We start from the raw sequence: 20,926 nt of genomic DNA on the forward strand, positions 1-20,926 counted from the left end.
CCACCCATACGCCGTTGGCATGTGGTGCCATGATGCCAGAGAAACGGCCGATGCGCCTCATTCGCTTCTGAAAACGAAGAAGCCGCCGGCCCTATTCAGGACCGGCGGCGCCGTGTGTTCGGTATTGCCGTGGCGATGAAAGCCGGTCAGACGGCCTTGATGTTCATCAAGAAGGCCGAGACGTGCTCGTTGAGCTGTTCGGACTGGGCCTTCAGGTTGACGACGGCCTTGGACACCGTGTCCGCCGCATGGCCGGTCTCGCCGGTGGCCTTGGAGACCTCGGAGATCGTCTCGGTGACCTCGTGTGTCGCTTCGGAGGTCTGGTTGACGCTGCGCGAGATGTCGGAGGTGGCCGCGCCCTGCTCTTCCACGGCCGCCGCGATCGCCGAGCTCGATTCGCTCATCTTGGCGATCTTTTCGGCAATGCCCTGGATGGCGTGGACGGTCTCCTGGGTGGCGCCCTGGATGGTGTTGACCTGGTCGGCGATGTCCTCGGTGGCGCGCGCCGTCTGGGTGGCCAGTTCCTTGACCTCGGCGGCGACGACCGCAAAGCCCTTGCCGGCCTCGCCGGCCCGGGCCGCCTCAATGGTGGCGTTGAGGGCCAGGAGGTTGGTCTGTTCGGCGATGCCCTGGATCAGGGTGACCACCTCGCCGATGCGCTCGGCGGAATCGGCAAGGCTCCGCACCCGGCTGTTGGCGGCGTCGGCATCGCCGGCAACCGCGCGGGCCTCGGTGCTCGACTGGGCGACCTGCGCACTGATTTCCTGGATCGAGGAGGAGAGCTCGTTGGTCGCCGCGGCCACCGTCTCGATGTTCGAGGAGACGTTCTCCACCGAGCGGGTGACGTCGGCGGCGCGGTGATTGGTGCGGTCGGCGGTATCGGTGAGATCCGATGACAGCGTCGCCATGCTGCCGGCCGCCTCCTGCACCGCCTTCATGACACCGGAGACGCGCTGTTCGAATTCCAGCGTCAGTTCTTCCATCAGGACGCGGCGCTCTTCCTTGCGCTCCTCTTCCTTGGCCTGGGCTTCGCCGAGCTCGGCCGAAGTGATCATGCTTTCCTTGAAGACCTGTACCGCGCCGGCCATCTGGCCGATCTCGTCCTTGCGGTGGCGGGCCGGGATGGTGGTGTCCAGCTCGCCGCCGGACAGCTTGCGCATCGCCTCGGTCATGCGGGTGAGCGGCACCGACAGGGTGCGGCGCAGGGCGATCGTCATGAAGACGACGGCGACGACCAGCACCACGGCCGTGACGATGATCAGCAGCCAGCGGGACTCGCCGTGCAGCGTGTTCAATTCCGTGCGTCTTTCGCCGACCAGCGCGGCGAGCGCGGCGACGTCCGCCTTCATCTTCTCGACCCGGCTCTCGGCCGCACTGCGGAGCTGTTCGGCCTCGGCCGCCTGGCTGGCCTGAAGGGCGGCGATTTCCTTTTCCGCGTTCTGCTGAAGGGCGAGAAGGTCGGCACGGGAAATGGCGATCTCGAGAACGCCGCGCGGGCTCGTCACGTCCGTGTGGCAGCCCTGGCATTCCTCGGTGTTCTTGAGGACGTGGTAGGAATAGATCACCGGCGTCTCGGTGCCGTCGATGTCCATCTCGGTTTCCAGCGTGACGTCGCCGTCCGGATCGGCGACGGCCTTCTGCAGCGCCTCGGCGCGCGGACCCTCGATAGTGTCCGCCGTCGCCGCGTCGCGGCGCTTGAAGACCTCGTCGCCCATCATCTCGTTGACCGCGTCGATGGTGGCGTTGTCGCTCAAGGCCATGACGCCGTTGGTGCGCCACAGGGAGATGGAGGCAAGGTTCGGATCTTCGGTCAGGGTGTCGATCAGGTCGGTGGTGGCGGACGCCTCGCCCGACATCATCGAGGCGCGGATCATGGTCACCACGGTGGCCGACAGGCCCGAGCGCTTGCCGTGCAGGAAGCTCTCCTCCTTCTCGGTCTTCATGGTGCTGCGCAGACGGTCGGTTTCCTGCAGGGCGCCAAGGCGCTCGGTCTCGAGGGTCAGCCCCTGGTGGACGGATTGTTCCAGGGCGGTTTCCTTGTCCTCGATCCCCTTCTGCATGACGTCGACGAGCTTCGACGAACCGTCGATGATGCTGTCGCCGACATAAAGACCGATGGCGAAATTCGTCGCCGAAACCACAAATAGCAGAAACACCACACCAAGGATGATGCGCGCACTCAAAGACCGGACCATCGCGGATTGCCTTCAATAAACGGAATGTTGTGCCAAAGTGGACGCGCTTTGTTAAAATTTGGAAAAGAACGGAAACCAACGCGACAATCTGCGCGTGGCGGTATTGTCTATCTAAAATATTGATTTCTATCTATGATATAAACGACGTACATTTTTCGCCGTAGTATTTAGGTTTTTGCAAGACTCAACCTGTTCGGCGCGCGCCTTGCCGCCCCCCCGGCAAGCAAAAAAGCCGGCCCAATCAAGTTAATCGTCTGACTTTTCCGGCCGGCCGCGTACGGCGTTCATGGCTTTGGCGGCATTCTGCACGCCGGCCCTGCCGGCCAGGCCCTCGATATCGAGCGGCAGGCGGCGGCACCAGTTGGGGTGCTCGTCGGTCGTTCCCGGCATGTTGGTGCGCTCGGTGAGGCCGAGCACGTTCTCGCTCTCAAGGGCGACGAGGCTCGCCGGGCTTTCGGCCAGTTGCGCGGTAAGGCCGGCGGACACCACGCCGAAGGCGCAGGGGTCCTCGATCGGATCGACGTCGAAATCGACGTCGTGACCGACGAGGCGGCAGAGCGCATGGCGGTCGGCGACGCGGCCGGCGATCTCAGCCTTTTCCTCGTCCTCGGAGATGTCGGCGATGTCGAACCGCCAGGCGAGATCGCAGCCCTCCCAGAAGCCGCGCAGCGGCGGCAGGTCGTGGGTACCGATCGAGGCGAGCACGTCGCGCGGATAGTCGCGCGGACTGAGGTAGTCGCCATTGGCCTGGCGCTCGAAATAGGCGGCGCGGCAGCCGAGGATGCCGCGGCCGGTCAGTGCCTCGTGCAGGCCGTCGGGGATATTGCCGAGGTCCTCGCCGATGACGACCGTACCGGCGCGGTGGGATTCCACCGCGATGATGGCCAGGAGGTCGTGCAGCGGATAGCGCACATAGGCTCCCGGCAGGCCGTGCGGCACCCAGAAGCAGCGGGCAAGGCCGAGGATGTGGTCGATGCGGATGACGCCGGCATGACGCATGACGGAGCGCAGGATCTCGATGAACGGGCGGAAATGGCGCCGCCGCAATTCGCCGACATTGAGCGGCAACAGGCCCCAGCACTGGCCGTCGGCGGAAAAGGCGTCGGGCGGCGCGCCGAGCGAGACGCCCCTGGCGTAGTCGCCGGGCGAGGTCCAGCAGTCGGCCGAGCCCTCGGTGACGCCGACGGCAAGGTCGAGATAGAGCCCGAGGGCCATGCCGGCGGCATCGGCGCGGGAGGCGGCGGCGCCGAGCTGCTCGTCGGCGATCCACTGCAGGTACTCAAAGAAGGTGACGTCGCGTTCGAAATCGTGCTCGAAGTCGGCGACCGCGGCGGTGCCCGGATCGCGATAGGCGCGCGGCCAGTGCATCCAGCCCTTCTGGCAGCCGATCACGGCGAAATGGCGGCTGAGGGCATCGAACAGGGCATGCTTGCGCAGCCGGCTGCCGCGGGCGGCGCGGAAGGCATCGAACGCGGCGATCCGATCCGGATCGGCGGCTTCCAGGAAGGTGGAGAAGAGCTGCTCGAAGATCGGCAACTTGATGCCGGCGACCCGGTTGTAGTCGACATAGGCCTTGGTGCGGTCCGCGGCGAGCGCGCCGGCCTTGTCCGAGGCAAAGCGCCGGGCGGCCTCGCTTGCGACAAATTCGGGCACCTTGTCGGGCGCGATCTGCATGACGTTGAGGAACAGCCGGCTCGACGGAGAATAGGGGCTGGCGGCCTCCGGCTCTTCCGGGAAGAGGGCGTGGACCGGATTGACGCCGACGAAATCGGCGCCGAGGCCGGCGGCGATCTCCGACAGCCGGCCAAGGTCCTCGTAGTCGCCGACGCCGAAATTGCGGTCCGAGACGAGGCCGTAGAGCGGCGCCATCAGGCCCCACAGCCGGTCCGGACCGCCGGTCGCATCGGTAACGCCGAAGGCCCGCGCCGGGGCGACGATGAGCGTTGCCTCCTCGCGCCGTTCGCCGGTCTCCACGATCACGCGGTGGATGCCGACCGGCACCGGTTCGGTGACGAGCAGCGCGCGGGACGGCACCGCCTCGCCGTGATAGGGGTGGAGGTTCTCCAGGAGGCCGTCCGTCGCCAGCTTTTGCCCGTCCTCAAGGACGATGGTGCGGCGATAGGCGCCGCGCTCGGCACGGACCGGAAAGCACAGCCAGCTTCCCTCGTTGACGCACCATGTCTCGGGAATGAGGCGGGCCGTGCGGATGGCGGTGACGGCATCGAGGGCGGCATCGAGATCGGCCTCGGTGTCGGCCGCATAGCCCATGGCGGCGACGATCGCCCGCAGCGACTCGTCGGGCGCGACGTGCTCGGCACCGATGCTGTCATAGACGTGGCGTTCGATCCCGAGCATGTCGGCAAGACGGTCGAGGCGCTCGGCAAACCCGCTCATGCGTCATCCTTGGGGCCGTTGTTGAAGGGCGGCCATCGCTTCGATTCCTCGCGGAAGATCAGCACCGACTGGCCCTCGACGGGGATCTCCATGCCGCCCATGACGATGTGGACGATATCGGGCGTGCCATCGGCCGTGGCGCTGGAAAACACCTCGTGCCAGAGATGGTTCTCGCGGGCGTCGGGGATGGTGAAGGCCGTCTCGGACGAGCCGGCGTTGAAGATGATGAAGAGGGCGTCGTCGTCGGCCTCGTATTCGGGCGCATCGGCGGCAACGCGCAGCAGAAGACCGATACAGCGCCAGTTGGAATCGCCCCAGTGGCCGTTGTCCGGCTCGCCGCCCTCCGGCGCCAGCCAGTGCACGTCGACCTCGCCGTCTTCGCGTTTCCCGCCATGCAGGAAGCGGGTCTGGCGCAGCACCTTGTGCTCGCGGCGGAAGCGCAGCAGGTTGGCGACGAAGCGCTGCTGGTTACAGCGGTCCTCCTCGCCCTCCAGCGGCCAGTCGACCCAGCCGATCTCGTTGTCCTGGCAATAGGCGTTGTTGTTGCCGAGCTGGCCGTTGGCGACCTCGTCGCCGGCAAGCAGCATCGGCGTTCCCTGGCTCAGCACCATGGTGGTGACGAGATTGCGCATCTGCCGGCAGCGCCGGGCCAGCACCTCCGGCTTGTCGGTCCTGCCCTCGACGCCGCAGTTGAAGCTGAAATTGGCGCTGTGGCCGTCGCGGTTGTCCTCGCCATTGGCCTCGTTGCGCTTGGCGGTGTAGCTGACCGTGTCGGCGAGCGTGAAGCCGTCATGGGCGGTGATGAAATTGATCGAGGCGCTGGGCCGGCGGCCGCGCTTGTCGAACATCTCGGCGGACCCGAGCAGGCGCGCGGCGAATTCCGGCGTCACGCCGCCATCGCCGCGCCAGAACCGGCGCACGGTGTCGCGGTAGCGGTCGTTCCATTCGCTGAAGCCCGGCGGAAAGCCGCCGAGCTGGTAGCCGCCATGGCCGGTGTCCCAGGGCTCGACGATCATCTTGGTCCGGGACAGCACCGGATCCTGGCGCATCGCGCTCATCAGCGGCGATTCCTGGTCGAAGCCGTGCCTTGTGCGGCCGAGGACGGCGCCGAGATCGAAGCGGAACCCGTCCACATGCATGGTCTCGACCCAGTAGCGCAGGGAATCGACCACCAACTGGATGACCCGCGGATGCAGCGTGTCGAGCGTGTTGCCGCAGCCGGTGTAGTCGGTATAGAAGCGCCGGTTTTCCGACGACAGCCGGTAGTAGCTGACATTGTCGATGCCACGGAAGGAGAGCGTCGGCCCGAGCTGGTTGCCCTCCGCCGTGTGGTTGTAGACGACGTCGAGGATGACCTCGATGCCGGCGGAATGGAAGCGCCGGACCATGTGCTGGAACTCGGCGACGCCGGGCCCGGCCAGGTAGCGCGGGTCGGGGGCGAAATAGCCGATGGAGTTGTAGCCCCAGTAGTTGACGAGGTCGCGTTCGACGAGGAAGCGCTCGTCGACGAAGGCATGGACCGGGAGCAGTTCCACCGCGGTGACGCCGAGCTTGACGAGGTGGTCGAGCATGGCCGGGGCGACGAGGCCGAGGAAGCGGCCGCGCTCGGTCTGCGGCACGTCGGAGCGCTGCATGGTGACGCCCTTGACGTTGGCCTCGTAGATGATCGTGTCCTGCCACGGCGTTTCCGGCGCGCGGTCGTCGCCCCAGACGAAGGACGGGTCGACGACGACGGATTTCGGCACCGCGAAGGCGCTGTCGCGGCGGTCGAAGGACAGGTCCTCGCGGCCGGAGCCGGCGCGGTAGCCCATCAGCGCATCGCTCCAGGAAAAGCGACCCGACAGTGCCTTGGCATAGGGGTCGATGAGGAGCTTGTTGGGGTTGAAGCGGTGGCCGGCCTCCGGCTCGAAGGGACCGTGCACGCGGTAGCCGTAGAGGGCGCCCGGCCGGATGCCGGTGAGGTAGGCGTGCCAGACCTCGTTGGTGTATTCCGGCATTTCGATGCGGGCCACCTCGCGCCCGGTCTGGGGCGAGAACAGGCACAGCTCGACGCGGGTGGCGTTGGCGGAAAACAGGGCGAAATTGGTGCCTTCCCCATCCCAGGTCGCCCCGAGCGGATCGGGGTGGCCGGCGGAGACGGAAAAATCGAGGTCGTGCGCGGGAGGTTTCATACGACCGGAGAGACCTTTTCGTTCTCAATGTCCCGGGCTGCCGGCAATCGGCCCCTGGCGGTACGGAATCGGGAGGCGCCGCGAAATGCGGCGGAAGGTCAGGACGCGGTGTCGAGCAACCCCTTGTAGAGCGCCATATAGCTCTTTGCGGAGAGCGACCAGCCGACTTCCTGAGCCATTCCACGGCGTTGTACCATGTGCCAGGAGGGTTTGTCCGCAAACAAGTCGAAGGCCCGCTCCAGGGCAAAGCCGAGTTCGCCGGCGGTGATCGGCGAGAATACGAAGCCGGTCGCCGTGCGCGCGGACATCGCCGCGGGATTGGCGTCGATCACGGTATCCTCAAGGCCGCCGGTGCGGGCGACCAGCGGCACCGCGCCATAGCGCAGGGCATAGAGCTGGGTCAGGCCGCAGGGCTCGAAGCGCGACGGGATCGCCATGACGTCGGCGCCGGCGTAGATCAGGTGCGACAGCTCCTCGTCATAGCCGATGCGTACGCCGACGCGGCCGGGATACTGCAGGGCGGCATCGCGGTAGCCGGCTTCCAGACCGGGATCGCCGGAGCCGAGCAGCGCGAGCTGGCCGCCGCGGGCAACGATCTGCGGCACGGTTTCCAGCAGGATATCGAGGCCCTTCTGGTGCACCAGCCGGCTGATGACCGCAATCAGCATGGCGTCCGGATCGCGTTCCAGGCCGAGGGCGTCCTGCACCGCATGGCGGTTTTCGGCCCGCCGCTTCAACTGGGTGCGCTTGTAGGTGGCGGCGATCTGTCCGTCGGCCTGGGGATCCCAGACGGTCTCGTCGATGCCGTTGAGGATGCCGGAAAGGTCGGCCGAACGGGCGTTCAGAACCCCCTCCATGCCGAAGCCGAACTGCGGCGTCCTGATCTCGCGGGCGTAGGTCGGGCTGACCGTGGTCACCTTGTCGGCATCGAGGATGCCGGCCTTCAGGAGGCTGATATTGCCCCAGTATTCCAGCCGGTCGGAGGTGAACTCTGTCGAATCGAGCGTCAGCTCCGTCAGCACGGACGGCGGCAGGTTTCCCTGGTAGGCGATGTTGTGGATGGTGAAGACCGTCTTCGGCCTGTCCGCTCCGAGGCGCTTGATGTAGAGCGGCACGAGGCCGGCCTGCCAGTCATGGGCGTGGACGATGTCCGGGTGCCAGTCGTCGACGCCGTCGCGGGCGATCATTGCCGCGGCCATGGACAGCGCCGCGAAGCGCCGATGGTTGTCGGGCCAGTCCTTCTTGTCGTCGTCGGTGTAGGGGCCGCCCGGGCGGTCGAACAGGTGCGGCGCGTCGAGCAGCAGCAGCGACAGCGCGCCGACGTCGGCCCGGCGGATCGTCGCCTCGCTGCCGAACAGGTCCTCTATGGTGGCCACGGTGCGCGGGTTGGCGACCTTGGCCATGACCTCCCGGTAGCCGGGAATGAGAATGCGGACATCGCAGCCCTGGCCCGTGAGGACCGGCGGCAGGGAACCGACGACATCGGCCAGCCCCCCGGTCTTGATCAGCGGAAAGCATTCGGATGCCGTAAATAATATGCGCAAGGATTACATCTCCAGGCGGTCGATCATCTTCTGCGTGATCAGACAGGTGCCCTTCTCGGTGCGGCGGAAGCGGCGGGCGTCCTCCTTCGGATCCTCGCCAACCACCAGGCCGGGGGGAATGGTCACGCCACGATCGATGACGACCTGTTTCAGGCGAGCTTTGCGGTTGATGGTAACATAGGGCAGCGCCACCACGTGTTCCATCTGGCTGTAGGAATGGGCATGAACGCCGGTGAAAAGCAACGACTTGTCGATGCCGGCACCGGAAATGATGCAGCCTCCGGAAACCAGCGACGAGGTCGCCGCGCCGCGCCGGCTCTCCTCGTCGTGGATGAACTTCGCCGGCGGCACGATCTCCGCGTAGGTCCAGATCGGCCAGTCGGTGTCGTAGAGGTCGAGGGACGGGGTGAAGTCGGTGAGATCGACATTGGCCTGCCAGAAGGCATCGACCGTGCCGACATCGCGCCAGTAGGCCTCCTCGTCGGTGCTCTTGCGCACGCATGAGGTGGTGAAGCGGTGGGCGACGGCTTTGCCGTTGCGGACGATGTCGGGAATGATGTCCTTGCCGAAATCGTGGGTGGATTCGGCGTTCTCGGTGTCCTCGAGCAGCCGCTCGAACAGATATTTCCGGTCGAAGACGTAGATGCCCATGGAGGCGAGCGCCCTGTCCGGGTCGTCCGGCATCGGCGGCGGGTCGGCGGGCTTTTCGACGAAGTCGATGATGCGGCCGGTGGTGTCGACCTTCATGACGCCGAAGCCGGTGGCCTCCTCGCGCGGCACCTCGATGCAGCCGACGGTGACGTCGGCATTGGATTCCACGTGCTGCTCGAGCATCAGCTCGTAGTCCATCTTGTAGATGTGGTCGCCGGCCAGGATGACGATGTAGTCGGCCTCGTAGCCCTCCAGGATGTCGATGTTCTGGGCCACGGCATCGGCGGTGCCGGCGTACCACTTGCCCTCCTCGACGCGCTGGGAGGCGGGCAGGATGTCGAAGATCTCGTTGCGCTCGGCGCGGAAGAAGTTCCAGCCGCGCTGCAGGTGGCGGATCAGGCTATGGGCCTTGTACTGCGTCGCAACACCGATCTTGCGGATGCCGGAATTGAGGGCGTTGGACAGGGCAAAGTCGATGATCCGGCTCTTGCCGCCGAAATAGACCGCGGGCTTGGCCCGGGTCTCCGTCAACTCCTTCAGGCGACTGCCTCTGCCGCCGGCCAGCACAATCGCCATGGTGTGCCGTGCAAGGCGCCGTTGCGTCAAAAAATTGGTGGGCATTTTCCGGACCCCGATTGCTCCAGACCGTTGAATTCCGGTCGGCTGCTGGATTTCGTCGTCGCACGTTTCGGTGCGCTGCAGAAGCTATTCAATCCATTATTTCGCAGAGATGACGTTGAATGCAATTTGCAAAACCATATGCCATCTACAGGTTTCCACCTGCCCGCGAACGGCCTGTCGCTGCGGTTGAATCGTTTTTCACAACGTGCAGTTCGACAAAACCTTTCCCTTTCATACGCTAATCGGCGGGCGAATGTGGCATTTTCAACACGTTTGCGGCGCAGCAGCCGAGCGCCCGCGGGGCCGCCGACGGGCATCGGGCGCCCCTGTCCGCAACCGGCCCCGGGGTTGGCCCATGTTCCGATTTTCGTAATTGTTTGCTCATCAACGCGCGCCGCGCGCCGATCCGAATCGCGTTTGGAATCGGGACTTTAGGAAAAAGATCGGGCGGTCGGCTTGACAGCGTGCGCAAGTGACGCACACTCGCAAGGTCCCTCCCATTGTGCCGTGCAGCACATGGACGCGCCGATGGGGGCCGACATGCGGGCCGAGGAAATAAAAACAAGACAGAGGAACTCGCGGTTTGCATGTAAATATTAGTATGTATTAAATTATCCGCAAAGAATGTGAGGAAGCGCCTCGGCACGCCCCGCGCGCCGGCCCTTTGGAGCCGTGCGTTCCGGCGTCCGTGATCGTCCGCCGGTCCGCCGCGGCATTTCCTCCACAACAATGCCCGACCCGGCCGCACGGCCGGCGCGGAGCGGCACGGCAGCCGGCAACGCACCCGTTGCGGCGGCCGAGGGACCAAGGGAGGGTTGCTGAGTGGCAACGAGGTTCAAGGACGGCGAGCCGATCAAAGGCGAGGACCGCAGCGGCCAGCGGGTCGTCAACACGACCTGTTACATGTGCGCCTGCCGGTGCGGCATCCGCGTGACGGTGAAGGAGGGGAAGGTCCGCTACATCGAGGGCAACCCCGACCATCCGCTCAACAAGGGCGTGATCTGCGCCAAGGGCGCCTCCGGCATCATGAAGCAGTATTCGCCGGCGCGGCTCTCCGAACCCTTGAAGCGGGCGCCGGGGAGCGAGCGCGGCGCCGGCAAGTTCGTGCCGATCTCCTGGGACGAGGCCTTCGACATCCTGGAGAAGCGGCTCGGGCACCTGCGCGCGACCGACCCGAAAAAATTCGCCATGTTCACCGGCCGCGACCAGATGCAGGCGCTGACCGGCCTCTTTGCCAAGCAGTTCGGCACGCCGAACTACGCCGCCCATGGCGGCTTCTGCTCGGTCAACATGGCCGCCGGCATGATCTACACCATCGGCGGCTCGTTCTGGGAGTTCGGCGGCCCGGATCTGGAGCGCTCCAAGCTCTTCGTCATGATCGGCACGGCGGAGGACCACCATTCCAATCCGTTGAAGACCGAGATCTCCAAGTTCAAGCGCAATGGCGGGCGGTTCATCGCGATCAACCCGGTGCGCTCCGGCTATGCGGCGATCGCCGACGAATGGGTGCCGATCAAGCCGGGCACGGACGGTGCGCTGTTCCTTGCCCTCATCCGCGAGATCATCAAGGTCGGGCTCTACGACCGCGACTTCCTGTGGCGCTATACCAACGCGCCGCAACTGGTGAACCTCGACGAGGCTTCGCAGGAACACGGCAAGTTCGTGCGCGCCGACATCGAGGTGGAGGAGGGCTGCTTCGATGCGCCCAACACCATGTGGTGGGACCTCAACAAGGACGAACCCGTCATCACCCACGCCGACGATGCCGAGCCGCGGCTGCTCGGCGAGTTCGAACTGAAGGACGGCACTCCGGTCAAGCCGGCGTTCCAGCTCTTGCTGGAGCGGGTCGAGCAGTACACCCCGGAATGGGCCGCCAATATCACCGGCATTTCGGCCGACACCATCCGCCGGCTCGCCTACGAGATGGGCGTTGTCGCCCGTGACCAGAAGATCGAATTGCCGATCTCCTGGACCGACGCCTGGGGCAAGGACCACGACACGGTCACCGGCAATCCGGTCTCGTTCCACGCCATGCGCGGCCTTGCCGCCCACTCCAACGGCTTCCAGACGATCCGGGCGCTGTCGATCCTGATGACGCTGCTCGGCACCATCGACCGGCCCGGCGGCTTCCGCCACAAGGCGCCGTTCCCGCGGCCGATCCCGCCCTGCCCGAAGACGCCGACCACCGACCTCGCGGTCAAGCCGAACACGCCGCTCGACGGCATGCCGCTCGGCTGGCCGGCCGATCCGGACGACCTCTTCGTCACCGAAGAGGGTGCGCCGGTGCGCATCGACAAGGCTTTCTCCTGGGACTACCCGCTCGCCGCCCACGGCCTGATGCACAACGTCATCACCAATGCCTGGCGGGGCGATCCCTACAAGATCGATACCCTGTTCATGTTCATGGCCAACATGGCCTGGAACTCGACCATGAACACGGTCGGCGTGCGCCAGATGCTGACCGACAAGGAGGAGAACGGCGAGTACAAGATCCCGTTCATCATCGTCGCCGACGCGTTCCACTCCGAGACCGTCAACTTCGCCGATCTGGTGCTGCCGGACACGACCTATCTGGAACGCCACGACGTGATGAGCCTGCTCGACCGGCCGATCTCCGAATATGACGGGCCGTGCGATTCCATCCGCGTTCCGGTGGTGCCGCCGCACGGCAATTCCAAGCCGTTCCAGGAGGTCATCATCGAGCTCGGCTCGCGGCTGAAGCTGCCGGCCTTCGTGCGCCCCGACGGGACGCGCAAATACCGCAACTATCCCGACTTCATCGTCAATTTCGAGACCGAGCCGGGCTCCGGCATCGGTTTCCTGTCGGGCTGGCGCGGCAAGGCGGGCGAGAAGGCGATGCGCGGCGAGCCGAACCCGAAGCAGTGGGAGATGTACGCCCGCAACAACTGCGTCTTCCATTACGAGCTGCCGCGCTCCTACCAGTACATGCGCAACTGGAACCGCGGCTATCTCGACTGGTCGCAGCGCATGCGGCTGACCCGCTACGCCGACCCCTTGATCATCCACCTTTATTCCGAGGTGCTGCAGAGCTTCCGGCTGGCCGCGCAAGGCAAGACCGACGGCCGGCAGCCGCCGGAGCGGCTGAAGAAGCGGATCGAGACCTTCTTCGATCCCCTGCCCTTCTATTACGAGACGCTGGAGGCGCAGCAGACCGACACGGCGAGCTTCCCGCTCAACGCCATCACCCAGCGGCCGATGGCGATGTACCACTCCTGGGACTCCCAGAACGCCTGGCTGCGCCAGATCCACGCCCACAACTATCTCTACGTCAATTCGGCCGTCGCGGCCGGCCTCGGCATCGCCGACGGCGACTGGATCTGGGTGGAGTCCCAGTGGGGCAAGGTGCGCTGCATGTGCCGCTACTCCGAATCGGTGGAGCCCGGCACGGTCTGGACCTGGAACGCCATCGGCAAGGCGTCCGGCGCCTGGAACCTGTCGCCGCAGGCCAACGAATCCCAGAAGGGGTTCCTGCTCAACCACCTGATCTCGGAGGAGCTGCCGGCGGATCCGGAGACCGGCGACATACACTCCAACTCCGACCCGATCACCGGCCAGGCCGGCTGGTACGACGTGCGCGTGCGCATTCGCAAGGCGGATGCCGACGAGCCGAAGCAGAGCTTCCCGCAGTTTCCGGCGATGAAGCCGGTGCCGGGCATGCGCGCGCGGAGCCTGTGGTCGAAGCTGTTTCCGAAAAAGGCGATGAGCGAGGAACCGGCCCCGATGGCGGCACCGGTGATCGGGGCCGGCGCTGCAACGGCGGCCGGCAACGGGACCGCCGCGATATCCGAACCGGCAGAGGTGGCGGCCGCGACCGAAGCCGCCGCCAAGGCGGCGCCCCCTGACGAAGAGCCGCCGAAACAGGAGGCCCCGCCACCGGCTGCCGCGCCGGCAGAAGAAAAGTCGCTCGAAGCCGAAGGAGACACCAAATGACCCAGCTTGCCCTGGTCATCGACCTCAATGTCTGCGTCGGCTGCCACGCCTGCGTGACCTCCTGCAAGGAATGGAACACGGCCGGCCAGGCCGGGCCGATGACCGACCAACGGCCCTATGAGGCCGACCCGAGCGGCACCTTCTTCAACCGGGTGCAGACCTTCGAGGTCGGCACCTTCCCGATGACGGAGACCGTGCATTTCCCGAAATCGTGCCTGCATTGCGAGGATCCGCCTTGCGTGCCCGTCTGCCCGACCGGGGCCTCCTACAAGCGCAAGGAAGACGGCATCGTGCTTGTCGACTATGACAAGTGCATCGGCTGCAAGTACTGCGCCTGGGCCTGCCCCTATGGTGCGCGCGAGATCGACGAGGAACAGAAGGTGATGAAGAAGTGCACCCTCTGTGTCGACCGCATCTACGACACCAACCTGCCGGAATCCCAGAGGAAGCCGGCCTGCGTGCTTGCCTGCCCGACCGGCGCCCGGCTCTTCGGCGACGTCCACGACCCGGACTCGGAAGCCTCCACGGCAGTGCGCGAGCGCGGCGGTTACGAGCTGATGCCGGAATGGGGCACCAAGCCGGCGAACCGCTACCTGCCGCGGCGCAAGACCCGCATCCACCTGCACGAGGACGAACTGACCCGTGCCGATAACCCCTTGAAGAAAGAACAGCAGCCGAAAGCGGAACTCGACAAGCCGACCTCGGACGAGTTCATGCCCTGGTAGCCCGAAGGAGCTTTACCCCATGCATCCCGCGTTTTCGGTTATCTTTCTGACGGTGCTCGCCGGTCTCGGCCAGGGCCTGTTCCTGGCCATGACGACGGCGGAGATCTACGATTTCTTCGAGCTCCTGCCCGTCGATCCGGCGCCGATCCTCTATATCGTCGGCAGCGCCCTGTCGTTCCTCCTCCTCATCGGCGGCCTCATCGCCTCGTTCTTCCACCTCGGCCGGCCGGAGCGGGCCTGGCGCGCGGCGGCGATGTGGCGGACCTCCTGGCTGTCGCGCGAAGTCATCATCATGCCGGCCGTCATCGGCCTCGTCTTCATCTACGGCGCCATCCACTATTTCGACTGGAACCCGGTGTTCCTGATCCGCGAGGGGGCGCCGCCGGTGCGGCTGTCGCTCGTCGTCGGCGTCGTCGGCACCGTGTTCTCCTTCGGCCTGTTCGTCTGCACGGCAATGATCTATGCGTGCCTGAAGTTCCTGCAGGAATGGCATTCGCCGCTGACGGTGCTGAACTACATCCTGCTCGGTGGCGCCTCCGGCTTCGTGCTGGCGACGGCGCTGGCGGCCTATTTCGACCCGGCGCTGACCACTTTCTACGGCGGTTGGGCGATCGTTCTGACCGTGATCGCCTTCATCACCCGCGGCGCCTCGCTGATCCGCAATGCGCGGCTTCGCCCCAAATCGACGCCGCAGACGGCCATCGGCGTCCACCACGACCGCATCGTCCAGAGGTCCATGGGCGCGCTCGGCGGCACCTTCAACACGCGGGAATTCTTCCACGGGGCGGGCGCCAGGCTGATGACGTCGCTGAGGCCGATCTTCCTCACCGCTGTCTTCGTCGTGCCGGTGATCCTGACGGCCGCCGGCATTTTCTTCTACTCCCTGCCGCTGCTGGTTGCCGCCGTCGCGGTGCAGGTGCTGGGGCTGCTGGTGGAGCGCTGGTACTTCTTCGCCGAAGCCAACCACCCGCAGAACATCTATTACCGCACGCTCGGCTGACGCCGGACGTTCCTGTCGCAACCTTGAACGCCGCCGGATATGAAAAATCCGGCGGCGTTTTTGTTCGGCAATTTGCTTTGGTCAGGGCTTCAGGATCTGGCGAAAGGCGCGGCTGTCGGCCATGCGGTCGAGGGCGGTGTTGACCTCCGACAGCGGCATCGTGTGGGTGATCAGCTTGTCGACCGGGAACCGGCCGGAACGGTAGAGGCCGACGAATTTGGGGATGTCGATCTTCGGATTGCAGCTTCCCATGTAGCTGCCGGTGATCGACTTGGCGCCGGTGACGAGGCCGGCGATGTCGAGGGCAAAGGGCGTTGCCGGATTGACGAGGCCGACGGTGACGACGCGGCCGCCGCGCTTGGCCGCGCCATAGGCGGTGGCGAAGGCATCGTGCTGGCCGGCCGTCTCGAAGGCACAGTCGACGCCGCCCCCGGTCATCTCCACGATCATGGCGGCCGCGTCGTCGCCCGCCGCGACCGCGTCGGTGGCGCCGAAGTCGAGGGCGGCCTTGCGCTTTTCCGGGTCCGGATCGACGGCGATGATGCGCGCGGCCCCGGCGACCCGCGCACCGAGGATGGCGCTCGCCCCGACCCCGCCGATGCCGACGATCGCCACCGTCTCACCGGCCCTGACGTGCCCCGTATGGATGACGCTGCCGGCGCCGCACATGACGGCGCAGCCGAACAGCGCGGCCACATCCGCATCGAGGTCGGCGTCGACCTTGACGAGCGAGGCCTCGGAGACGACGGCGCGGGTCGCAAAGGCGGAAAGTCCCATGTGGTGGTGGACCTTGGCCTCACCCTTGTGCAGCCGCTGGCCGCCGGAGAGAAGCGCGCCGGCGCGATTGGCGGCGAGCCCCGGCTCGCAGAGATGGGCATCGCCCCCGATGCAGTCAGGGCAGTGGCCGCATTGCGGCTGGTAGACCAGCACCACCCGGTCGCCGGGGACAAGGCCCGTCACCTCGACACCGACCTCTTCGACGACGCCGCTCGCCTCGTGGCCCGGCACGATCGGCATCGGCCAAGCGCGGATGCCGGTGATGACGGAGAGATCGGACCGGCAAAGGCTCGCCGCCTCGATGCGCACCACGACCTCACCCGCCTGCGGCGGATCGAGACGCAATGTCTCGATGGCGAGCGGCCGGCCGTCGGCGAAAGGGCGCTCCGGTGCCGGCGCGGCCAGCACCGCGGCTTCGATCTCGATGGTCATGGTGTCCTCCGCAGTCTGTATTTTTTACGTTTCGTGTTTTTCGTGTTTCGGTGTTTCGACGGGAATGACGTGCAGCCGGCCGTGGCGCACCCCGGTCTGGGAGGTGATGCGGTCGGCAAGGTCCTCGACCTCGGCGACGGTGCCCCTCAGCACGGTTGTCTCCAGGCAGGTCTCCGGGTCGATATGGACGTGGAGGGTGGCGGTCGGGATGTCGTGGTGGTGGTGCTGGGTCTCCACCAGGCGCGAGGACAGCGTGCGCTCCCGATGGCTGTAGACATAGGTGACGCAGCCGACGCAGGGCGCGTCCTTCTTCTGCGTCACTTCCTCGTCGGCGAGCAGTTGCCGGACGGCGTCGCGCACGCCCTCGGACCGCGTCTCGTAGCCCTTCTCGGCGATGAAGACGTCGAATTTTTCCAGGAGGTCGTCATCGATGGAAATGGTCACACGCGCCATGGCGTTTCGTCCCGCCCCGTTCGTTGCCTCGCCGCCCGATCGGGCGTATGATCTTTTTGTATTTCTTCATAACGATCCGCCGCACCTTCCGGAGATCAAGGCGGACGGCAACCAGGGGATTCCTTTGAGATGAATCGGTCGCTCCTTCCACTTTCGCTTCTTTTGACCGCCGTGGCCAGCCCGGCGCTCGCCCATACCGGCGTCGGCGGCGGCGCGGGATTTGCCACCGGCTTCGGCCATCCGCTCGGCGGCCTCGACCACATCCTTGCCATGGTCGCGGTCGGCTTCCTCGCCGCCCAGATGGGCGGGCGCATGCTGTGGGCGCTGCCGCTCGCCTTCCTCGGCATGATGGTCGTCGGCGGCGCGGTCGGCATGGCCGGCATCGGCGTGCCCTTCGTGGAGCTCGGCATCGTCGGCTCGATCATCGTCTTCGGCGCGGTGATCGCCTTCGGGCGCACCCTGCCGCTCGGCGCGGCGGTCGTCCTCGTCGGCGCCTTCGCGATCTTCCACGGCCACGCCCACGGCACGGAGATGCCGGCCGATGCCAGCGGCTTTGCCTATGGCGCCGGCTTCCTTCTGGCCACCGCGATCCTGCACGCGATCGGTATCGGCATCGGCGTTGCCGCGCAGATGACGAGCGCCGCCTTCGGCAAGACCGCGGTCCGCGCCGGCGGCGGCGCCATCGCCCTTGCCGGCGTGGCGCTCCTGGTGCTCTGAGCGCCCGACACCACACCCACCGACGGAGGCGGCGTCCGGGATTTTTCCGGGCGCCGTTTTTTGGAAGGCACCCCCACCGGCATCCGCTGGCCACGCCGGCAACGCCGACCCTTGCAGCCAAGGGCTGGATTGCCGCGTCGGCCTTGCGGCCTCCTCGCAATGACGTTGAAACTATTGAAGAATCACCCACTCGTCGTCATTGCGAGCGCAGCGAAGCAATCCAGGGCAACCGGCACGAAGCGGATGTCCGCACTTAGCGGGCCAACGCGACATTGACTGTTGGTGGGCGTCAGTGCGCCTCGTTCCAGTTGTCGGCGGCGCGGGCGTCGACCTGGAGGGGCACCTTTAGCTGCACGGCAGGCAGGGCGGCCTTTTCCATGATCTCGGTGATGACGGGGATGGTCTTGTCGACCTCGCCCTCGGGCACCTCGAAGATCAGTTCGTCGTGCACCTGCAGGAGCATTTCGGCGCCGAGGTCGGAGTGCTTCAACGCCTCCTCCATGCGCAACATGGCGCGGCGGATGATGTCGGCGGCGGAGCCCTGGATCGGCGCGTTGATCGCCGCCCGCTCCTGGAAGGCGCGCATGTTCGGGTTCTTGGTGTTGATCTCCGGATAGTGCGCGCGGCGGCCGAAGACGGTCTCCACATAGCCGTGCGCTCGGGCGAACTTCTTGGTCTCTTCCATGTAGTCGCGGATGCCCGGGAAGCGCTCGAAATATTTGTCGATATAGTCCTTGGCCTCGCCGCGCGGGATGCCGAGCTGGGCCGCCAGCCCGAAGGCGGAAATGCCGTAGATGATGCCGAAATTGATCGCCTTGGCGCGCCGGCGCACGGACGGCTCCATGCCCTCGATCGGCACGCCGAACATCTCGCTCGCCGTCATCGCATGGATGTCGAGGCCGTCCTCGAACGCCTGTTTGAGCTGCGGGATCTCGGCCATGTGGGCGAGCACGCGAAGCTCGATCTGGCTGTAGTCGGCCGAGACCAGCTTCGTGCCCTTCTCGGCGACGAAGGCGCAGCGGATCTTGCGGCCTTCCTCCGTGCGCACCGGGATGTTCTGCAGGTTCGGCTCCGACGAGGAGAGCCGGCCGGTCGTCGTCGAAGCGAGCGAATAGGAGGTGTGGACGCGGTTCGTCTCGGCGTTGATGTAGCCGGGCAGCGCGTCGGTATAGGTCGATTTCAGCTTGGAGAGCTGGCGCCAGTCGAGCACGCGCTGGGGCAGGTCGTGGCCCCTCGCCGCCAGTTCTTCAAGGACGCCGGCCCCGGTGCCCCAGGCGCCGGTCTTGGTCTTCTTGCCGCCTTCAAGGCTCATCTTGTCGAACAGGATCTCGCCGAGCTGCTTGGGGCTGGCGATGTTGAAGGTCTCGCCGGCCAACTCGTGAATTTCCGCCTCAAGCGCCGCCATGCCTTGCGCAAAATCGCCGGAGAGGCGCGACAGCATCTGCCGGTCGACGGAAACGCCGCGCCGCTCCATACGGGCGAGCACCGGCACCAGGGGACGCTCCAGCGTCTCGTAGACCGTGGCGGCGCGTTCCGCGACGAGCCGGGGCTTCAGGATCATCCACAGGCGCAGCGTGACGTCGGCGTCCTCCGCGGCGTAGGCGGCGGCGCGTTCGATCTCGACCATGTCGAAGGTGACGGCGTTCTTGCCGGAGCCGGCCACCTCCTTGTAGGGGATCGGCTCGTGGCCGAGCCAGCGCTTCGACAATTCGTCCATGCCGTGGCCGCCCTTGCCGGCATCGAGCGCATAGGAGAGCAGCATGGTGTCGTCATAGGACACCGTCAGGGCGCCGTGGCGGGCGAGCACCAGCCAGTCGTATTTCATGTTCTGGGCGATCTTCAGGATCGCGGGGTCCTCAAGCATCGGCTTCAGGATCTCCAGCGCCTTTTCCACCGGGATCTGGCCCTCGACGAGCCCGCCGCCGAGCAGGTCGCCGTTGCCGGCCTTGTGCTGCAGCGGCACGTAGCAGGCGCGGCCGGGGGCGAGAGCCAGGGAGACGCCGACGAGATCGGCGACCATCGGATCGAGCGATGTGGTCTCGGTATCGACGGCAACGAAGCCCTGCTCCACGGCATCGTCGACCCAGGCCTGAAGCGCCGCCGCGTCGCGGACGACCTCATAGGCGGAGGTGTCGATCTTCAAGGACGCAATGCGGTCAATCCGCTCTTCGGAAAGCGCCTTTGGCGTAAAGTCCGATTTTCCGTCCGTTGCCGAGCCGCCGGAGAGTGCGGATGCGGCGGCGTCCTCGGCAGAGGCGGCTTCGGTTTCCGCTTCCCAGCCGGCGACCGCGATCTCGGTCGGCTCGACCTCGGCGCCCTCGACGTCCGTTGCCTCGGCGACGCGGCGGGTGAGCGTGGAAAACTCCAGCGCCTTCAGGAAGGCGACCAGCTTGACGCCGTCGACGGCGGTGACGGCGAAATCGTCGAGGCCTTCCTCCACCGGGACGTTCTGGTCGAGCTCCACCAGCTTTCGGGAAATGCGCGCCTGGTCGGCGAATTCGATGAGGTTCTCCCGGCGCTTCTTCTGCTTGATGGTCCCGGCGTTCTGAAGCAGCGTTTCCACATCGCCGAACTCTTCGATGAGCTGGGCCGCGGTCTTGACGCCGATGCCGGGAACGCCCGGGACGTTGTCGACGGAATCGCCGGCGAGTGCCTGGACGTCGACGACCTTTTCCGGCGGCACGCCGAATTTCTCCACCACCTCGTCCGGGCCGATGCGCTTGTTCTTCATAGTGTCGAACATGTCGACATCGCCGCCGACGAGTTGCATCAGGTCCTTGTCGGAGGCGACGATCGTCACCTTGGCGCCGGCCTCGCGCGCCTGGCGCGCATAGGTGGCGATGAGGTCGTCGGCCTCATAGCCGAGCATTTCCACGCAGGCGACGTTGAAGGCATGGACGGCCTGGCGGATGAGGCCGAACTGGGGCCGCAGATCCTCCGGCGGCTCGGGCCGGTGGGCCTTGTACTGGTCGTAGATGTCGTTGCGGAACGACTTTCCGGAGGCATCGAAGATGACCGCGAAATGGGTCGGCTCGTCGCCTTTTTCCGGGGTCAGCCCCTCGCGCAGCAGCTTCCACAGCATGTTGCAGAAGCCGGAGACGGCGCCGACCGGCAGGCCGTCGGACTTGCGGGTCAGCGGCGGCAGGGCGTGGTAGGCGCGGAAGATGTAGGAGGAGCCGTCGACAAGGAAGACGTGGTCGCCGGGGCCGATGGCTTTTGCGGTGCTGGAATCGTCGGTCATGGGGCGGATCATGCCCGCCCGGTGCGCGCAATAAAAGCTCTTTTGTGCGCCGTT

General features: G+C 66.0%; 11 protein-coding genes and 1 pseudogene. 4 read left to right on the forward strand and 8 right to left on the reverse strand.

Annotation, left to right across the window (positions count from 1 at the left end; genetic code table 11):
* Positions 1 to 146: 146 nt before the first annotated feature.
* The 5 genes from CH339_RS10850 to glgC form a co-directional block, all read right to left on the reverse strand.
* The gene (locus CH339_RS10850) at positions 147 to 2,195 is read right to left on the reverse strand and encodes a methyl-accepting chemotaxis protein (protein ID WP_111434378.1); all 2,049 of its coding nucleotides are present in this window, start codon (positions 2,193 to 2,195) and stop codon (positions 147 to 149) included.
* Between the two features lie 246 nt (positions 2,196 to 2,441).
* Complete coding sequence (gene malQ, locus CH339_RS10855) at positions 2,442 to 4,589, reverse strand: 4-alpha-glucanotransferase (protein ID WP_111434379.1); 2,148 nt, start codon at positions 4,587 to 4,589, stop codon at positions 2,442 to 2,444.
* On the reverse strand, positions 4,586 to 6,760 hold the full coding sequence (gene glgX, locus CH339_RS10860) for a glycogen debranching protein GlgX (RefSeq protein ID WP_111434380.1): 2,175 nt from the start codon (positions 6,758 to 6,760) through the stop codon (positions 4,586 to 4,588). Before glgX ends, malQ begins: the two co-directional genes overlap by 4 nt.
* A 98-nt stretch (positions 6,761 to 6,858) precedes the next feature.
* Positions 6,859 to 8,304: a glycogen synthase GlgA gene (gene glgA / locus CH339_RS10865; protein WP_111434381.1), complete on the reverse strand. Its 1,446-nt coding sequence runs from the start codon at positions 8,302 to 8,304 to the stop codon at positions 6,859 to 6,861.
* Between the two features lie 3 nt (positions 8,305 to 8,307).
* Positions 8,308 to 9,576: a glucose-1-phosphate adenylyltransferase gene (glgC, locus tag CH339_RS10870; RefSeq protein WP_111434382.1), complete on the reverse strand. Its 1,269-nt coding sequence runs from the start codon at positions 9,574 to 9,576 to the stop codon at positions 8,308 to 8,310.
* 852 nt (positions 9,577 to 10,428) lie between these two features.
* Here glgC and CH339_RS10875 point away from each other — a divergent pair.
* From CH339_RS10875 to CH339_RS10885, 3 genes and pseudogenes are all read left to right on the forward strand, one after another.
* A pseudogene (locus CH339_RS10875) lies at positions 10,429 to 13,272 on the forward strand (molybdopterin oxidoreductase family protein); the annotation flags it as partial.
* Between the two features lie 251 nt (positions 13,273 to 13,523).
* Positions 13,524 to 14,252, forward strand: a complete 729-nt coding sequence (gene soeB, locus CH339_RS10880) for a sulfite dehydrogenase subunit SoeB (protein ID WP_111434383.1) — start codon at positions 13,524 to 13,526, stop codon at positions 14,250 to 14,252.
* Between the two features lie 19 nt (positions 14,253 to 14,271).
* Positions 14,272 to 15,252: a dimethyl sulfoxide reductase anchor subunit family protein gene (locus CH339_RS10885; RefSeq protein WP_111434384.1), complete on the forward strand. Its 981-nt coding sequence runs from the start codon at positions 14,272 to 14,274 to the stop codon at positions 15,250 to 15,252.
* A gap of 81 nt (positions 15,253 to 15,333) precedes the next feature.
* Here CH339_RS10885 and CH339_RS10890 read toward each other — a convergent pair whose 3' ends face one another.
* Positions 15,334 to 16,461 (reverse strand): zinc-binding dehydrogenase, encoded by a 1,128-nt coding sequence (locus CH339_RS10890; protein WP_111434385.1) that lies wholly within the window; start codon positions 16,459 to 16,461, stop codon positions 15,334 to 15,336.
* Positions 16,462 to 16,485: 24 nt separating this feature from the next.
* Positions 16,486 to 16,914: a nickel-responsive transcriptional regulator NikR gene (gene nikR, locus CH339_RS10895; protein ID WP_111434386.1), complete on the reverse strand. Its 429-nt coding sequence runs from the start codon at positions 16,912 to 16,914 to the stop codon at positions 16,486 to 16,488.
* A gap of 129 nt (positions 16,915 to 17,043) precedes the next feature.
* Here nikR and CH339_RS10900 point away from each other — a divergent pair, with 129 nt between their 5' ends.
* Positions 17,044 to 17,631, forward strand: coding sequence for a HupE/UreJ family protein (locus tag CH339_RS10900; protein ID WP_111434387.1), 588 nt, complete (start codon positions 17,044 to 17,046; stop codon positions 17,629 to 17,631).
* A 289-nt stretch (positions 17,632 to 17,920) separates the two neighbouring features.
* Here the strand turns inward: CH339_RS10900 and polA are convergent, their stop codons facing one another.
* Positions 17,921 to 20,872 (reverse strand): DNA polymerase I, encoded by a 2,952-nt coding sequence (gene polA, locus CH339_RS10905; RefSeq protein WP_207189577.1) that lies wholly within the window; start codon positions 20,870 to 20,872, stop codon positions 17,921 to 17,923.
* Between the last annotated feature and the right edge of the window lie 54 nt (positions 20,873 to 20,926).

It is taken from the genome of Rhodobium orientis (assembly GCF_003258835.1).
Lineage (GTDB): Bacteria > Pseudomonadota > Alphaproteobacteria > Rhizobiales > Rhodobiaceae > Rhodobium > Rhodobium orientis.

Excerpts from the sequence above, each read along its gene's own strand:
- CH339_RS10850 (WP_111434378.1), bottom strand. The coding sequence starts at position 2,195 with ATGGTCCGGTCTTTGAGTGCGCGCATCATCCTTGGTGTGGTGTTTCTG.
- malQ (WP_111434379.1), bottom strand. The coding sequence starts at position 4,589 with ATGAGCGGGTTTGCCGAGCGCCTCGACCGTCTTGCCGACATGCTCGGG.
- glgX (WP_111434380.1), bottom strand. The coding sequence starts at position 6,760 with ATGAAACCTCCCGCGCACGACCTCGATTTTTCCGTCTCCGCCGGCCAC.
- glgC (WP_111434382.1), bottom strand. The coding sequence starts at position 9,576 with ATGCCCACCAATTTTTTGACGCAACGGCGCCTTGCACGGCACACCATG.
- soeB (WP_111434383.1), top strand. The coding sequence starts at position 13,524 with ATGACCCAGCTTGCCCTGGTCATCGACCTCAATGTCTGCGTCGGCTGC.
- CH339_RS10885 (WP_111434384.1), top strand. The coding sequence starts at position 14,272 with ATGCATCCCGCGTTTTCGGTTATCTTTCTGACGGTGCTCGCCGGTCTC.
- CH339_RS10890 (WP_111434385.1), bottom strand. The coding sequence starts at position 16,461 with ATGACCATCGAGATCGAAGCCGCGGTGCTGGCCGCGCCGGCACCGGAG.
- nikR (WP_111434386.1), bottom strand. The coding sequence starts at position 16,914 with ATGGCGCGTGTGACCATTTCCATCGATGACGACCTCCTGGAAAAATTC.
- CH339_RS10900 (WP_111434387.1), top strand. The coding sequence starts at position 17,044 with ATGAATCGGTCGCTCCTTCCACTTTCGCTTCTTTTGACCGCCGTGGCC.
- polA (WP_207189577.1), bottom strand. The coding sequence starts at position 20,872 with ATGACCGACGATTCCAGCACCGCAAAAGCCATCGGCCCCGGCGACCAC.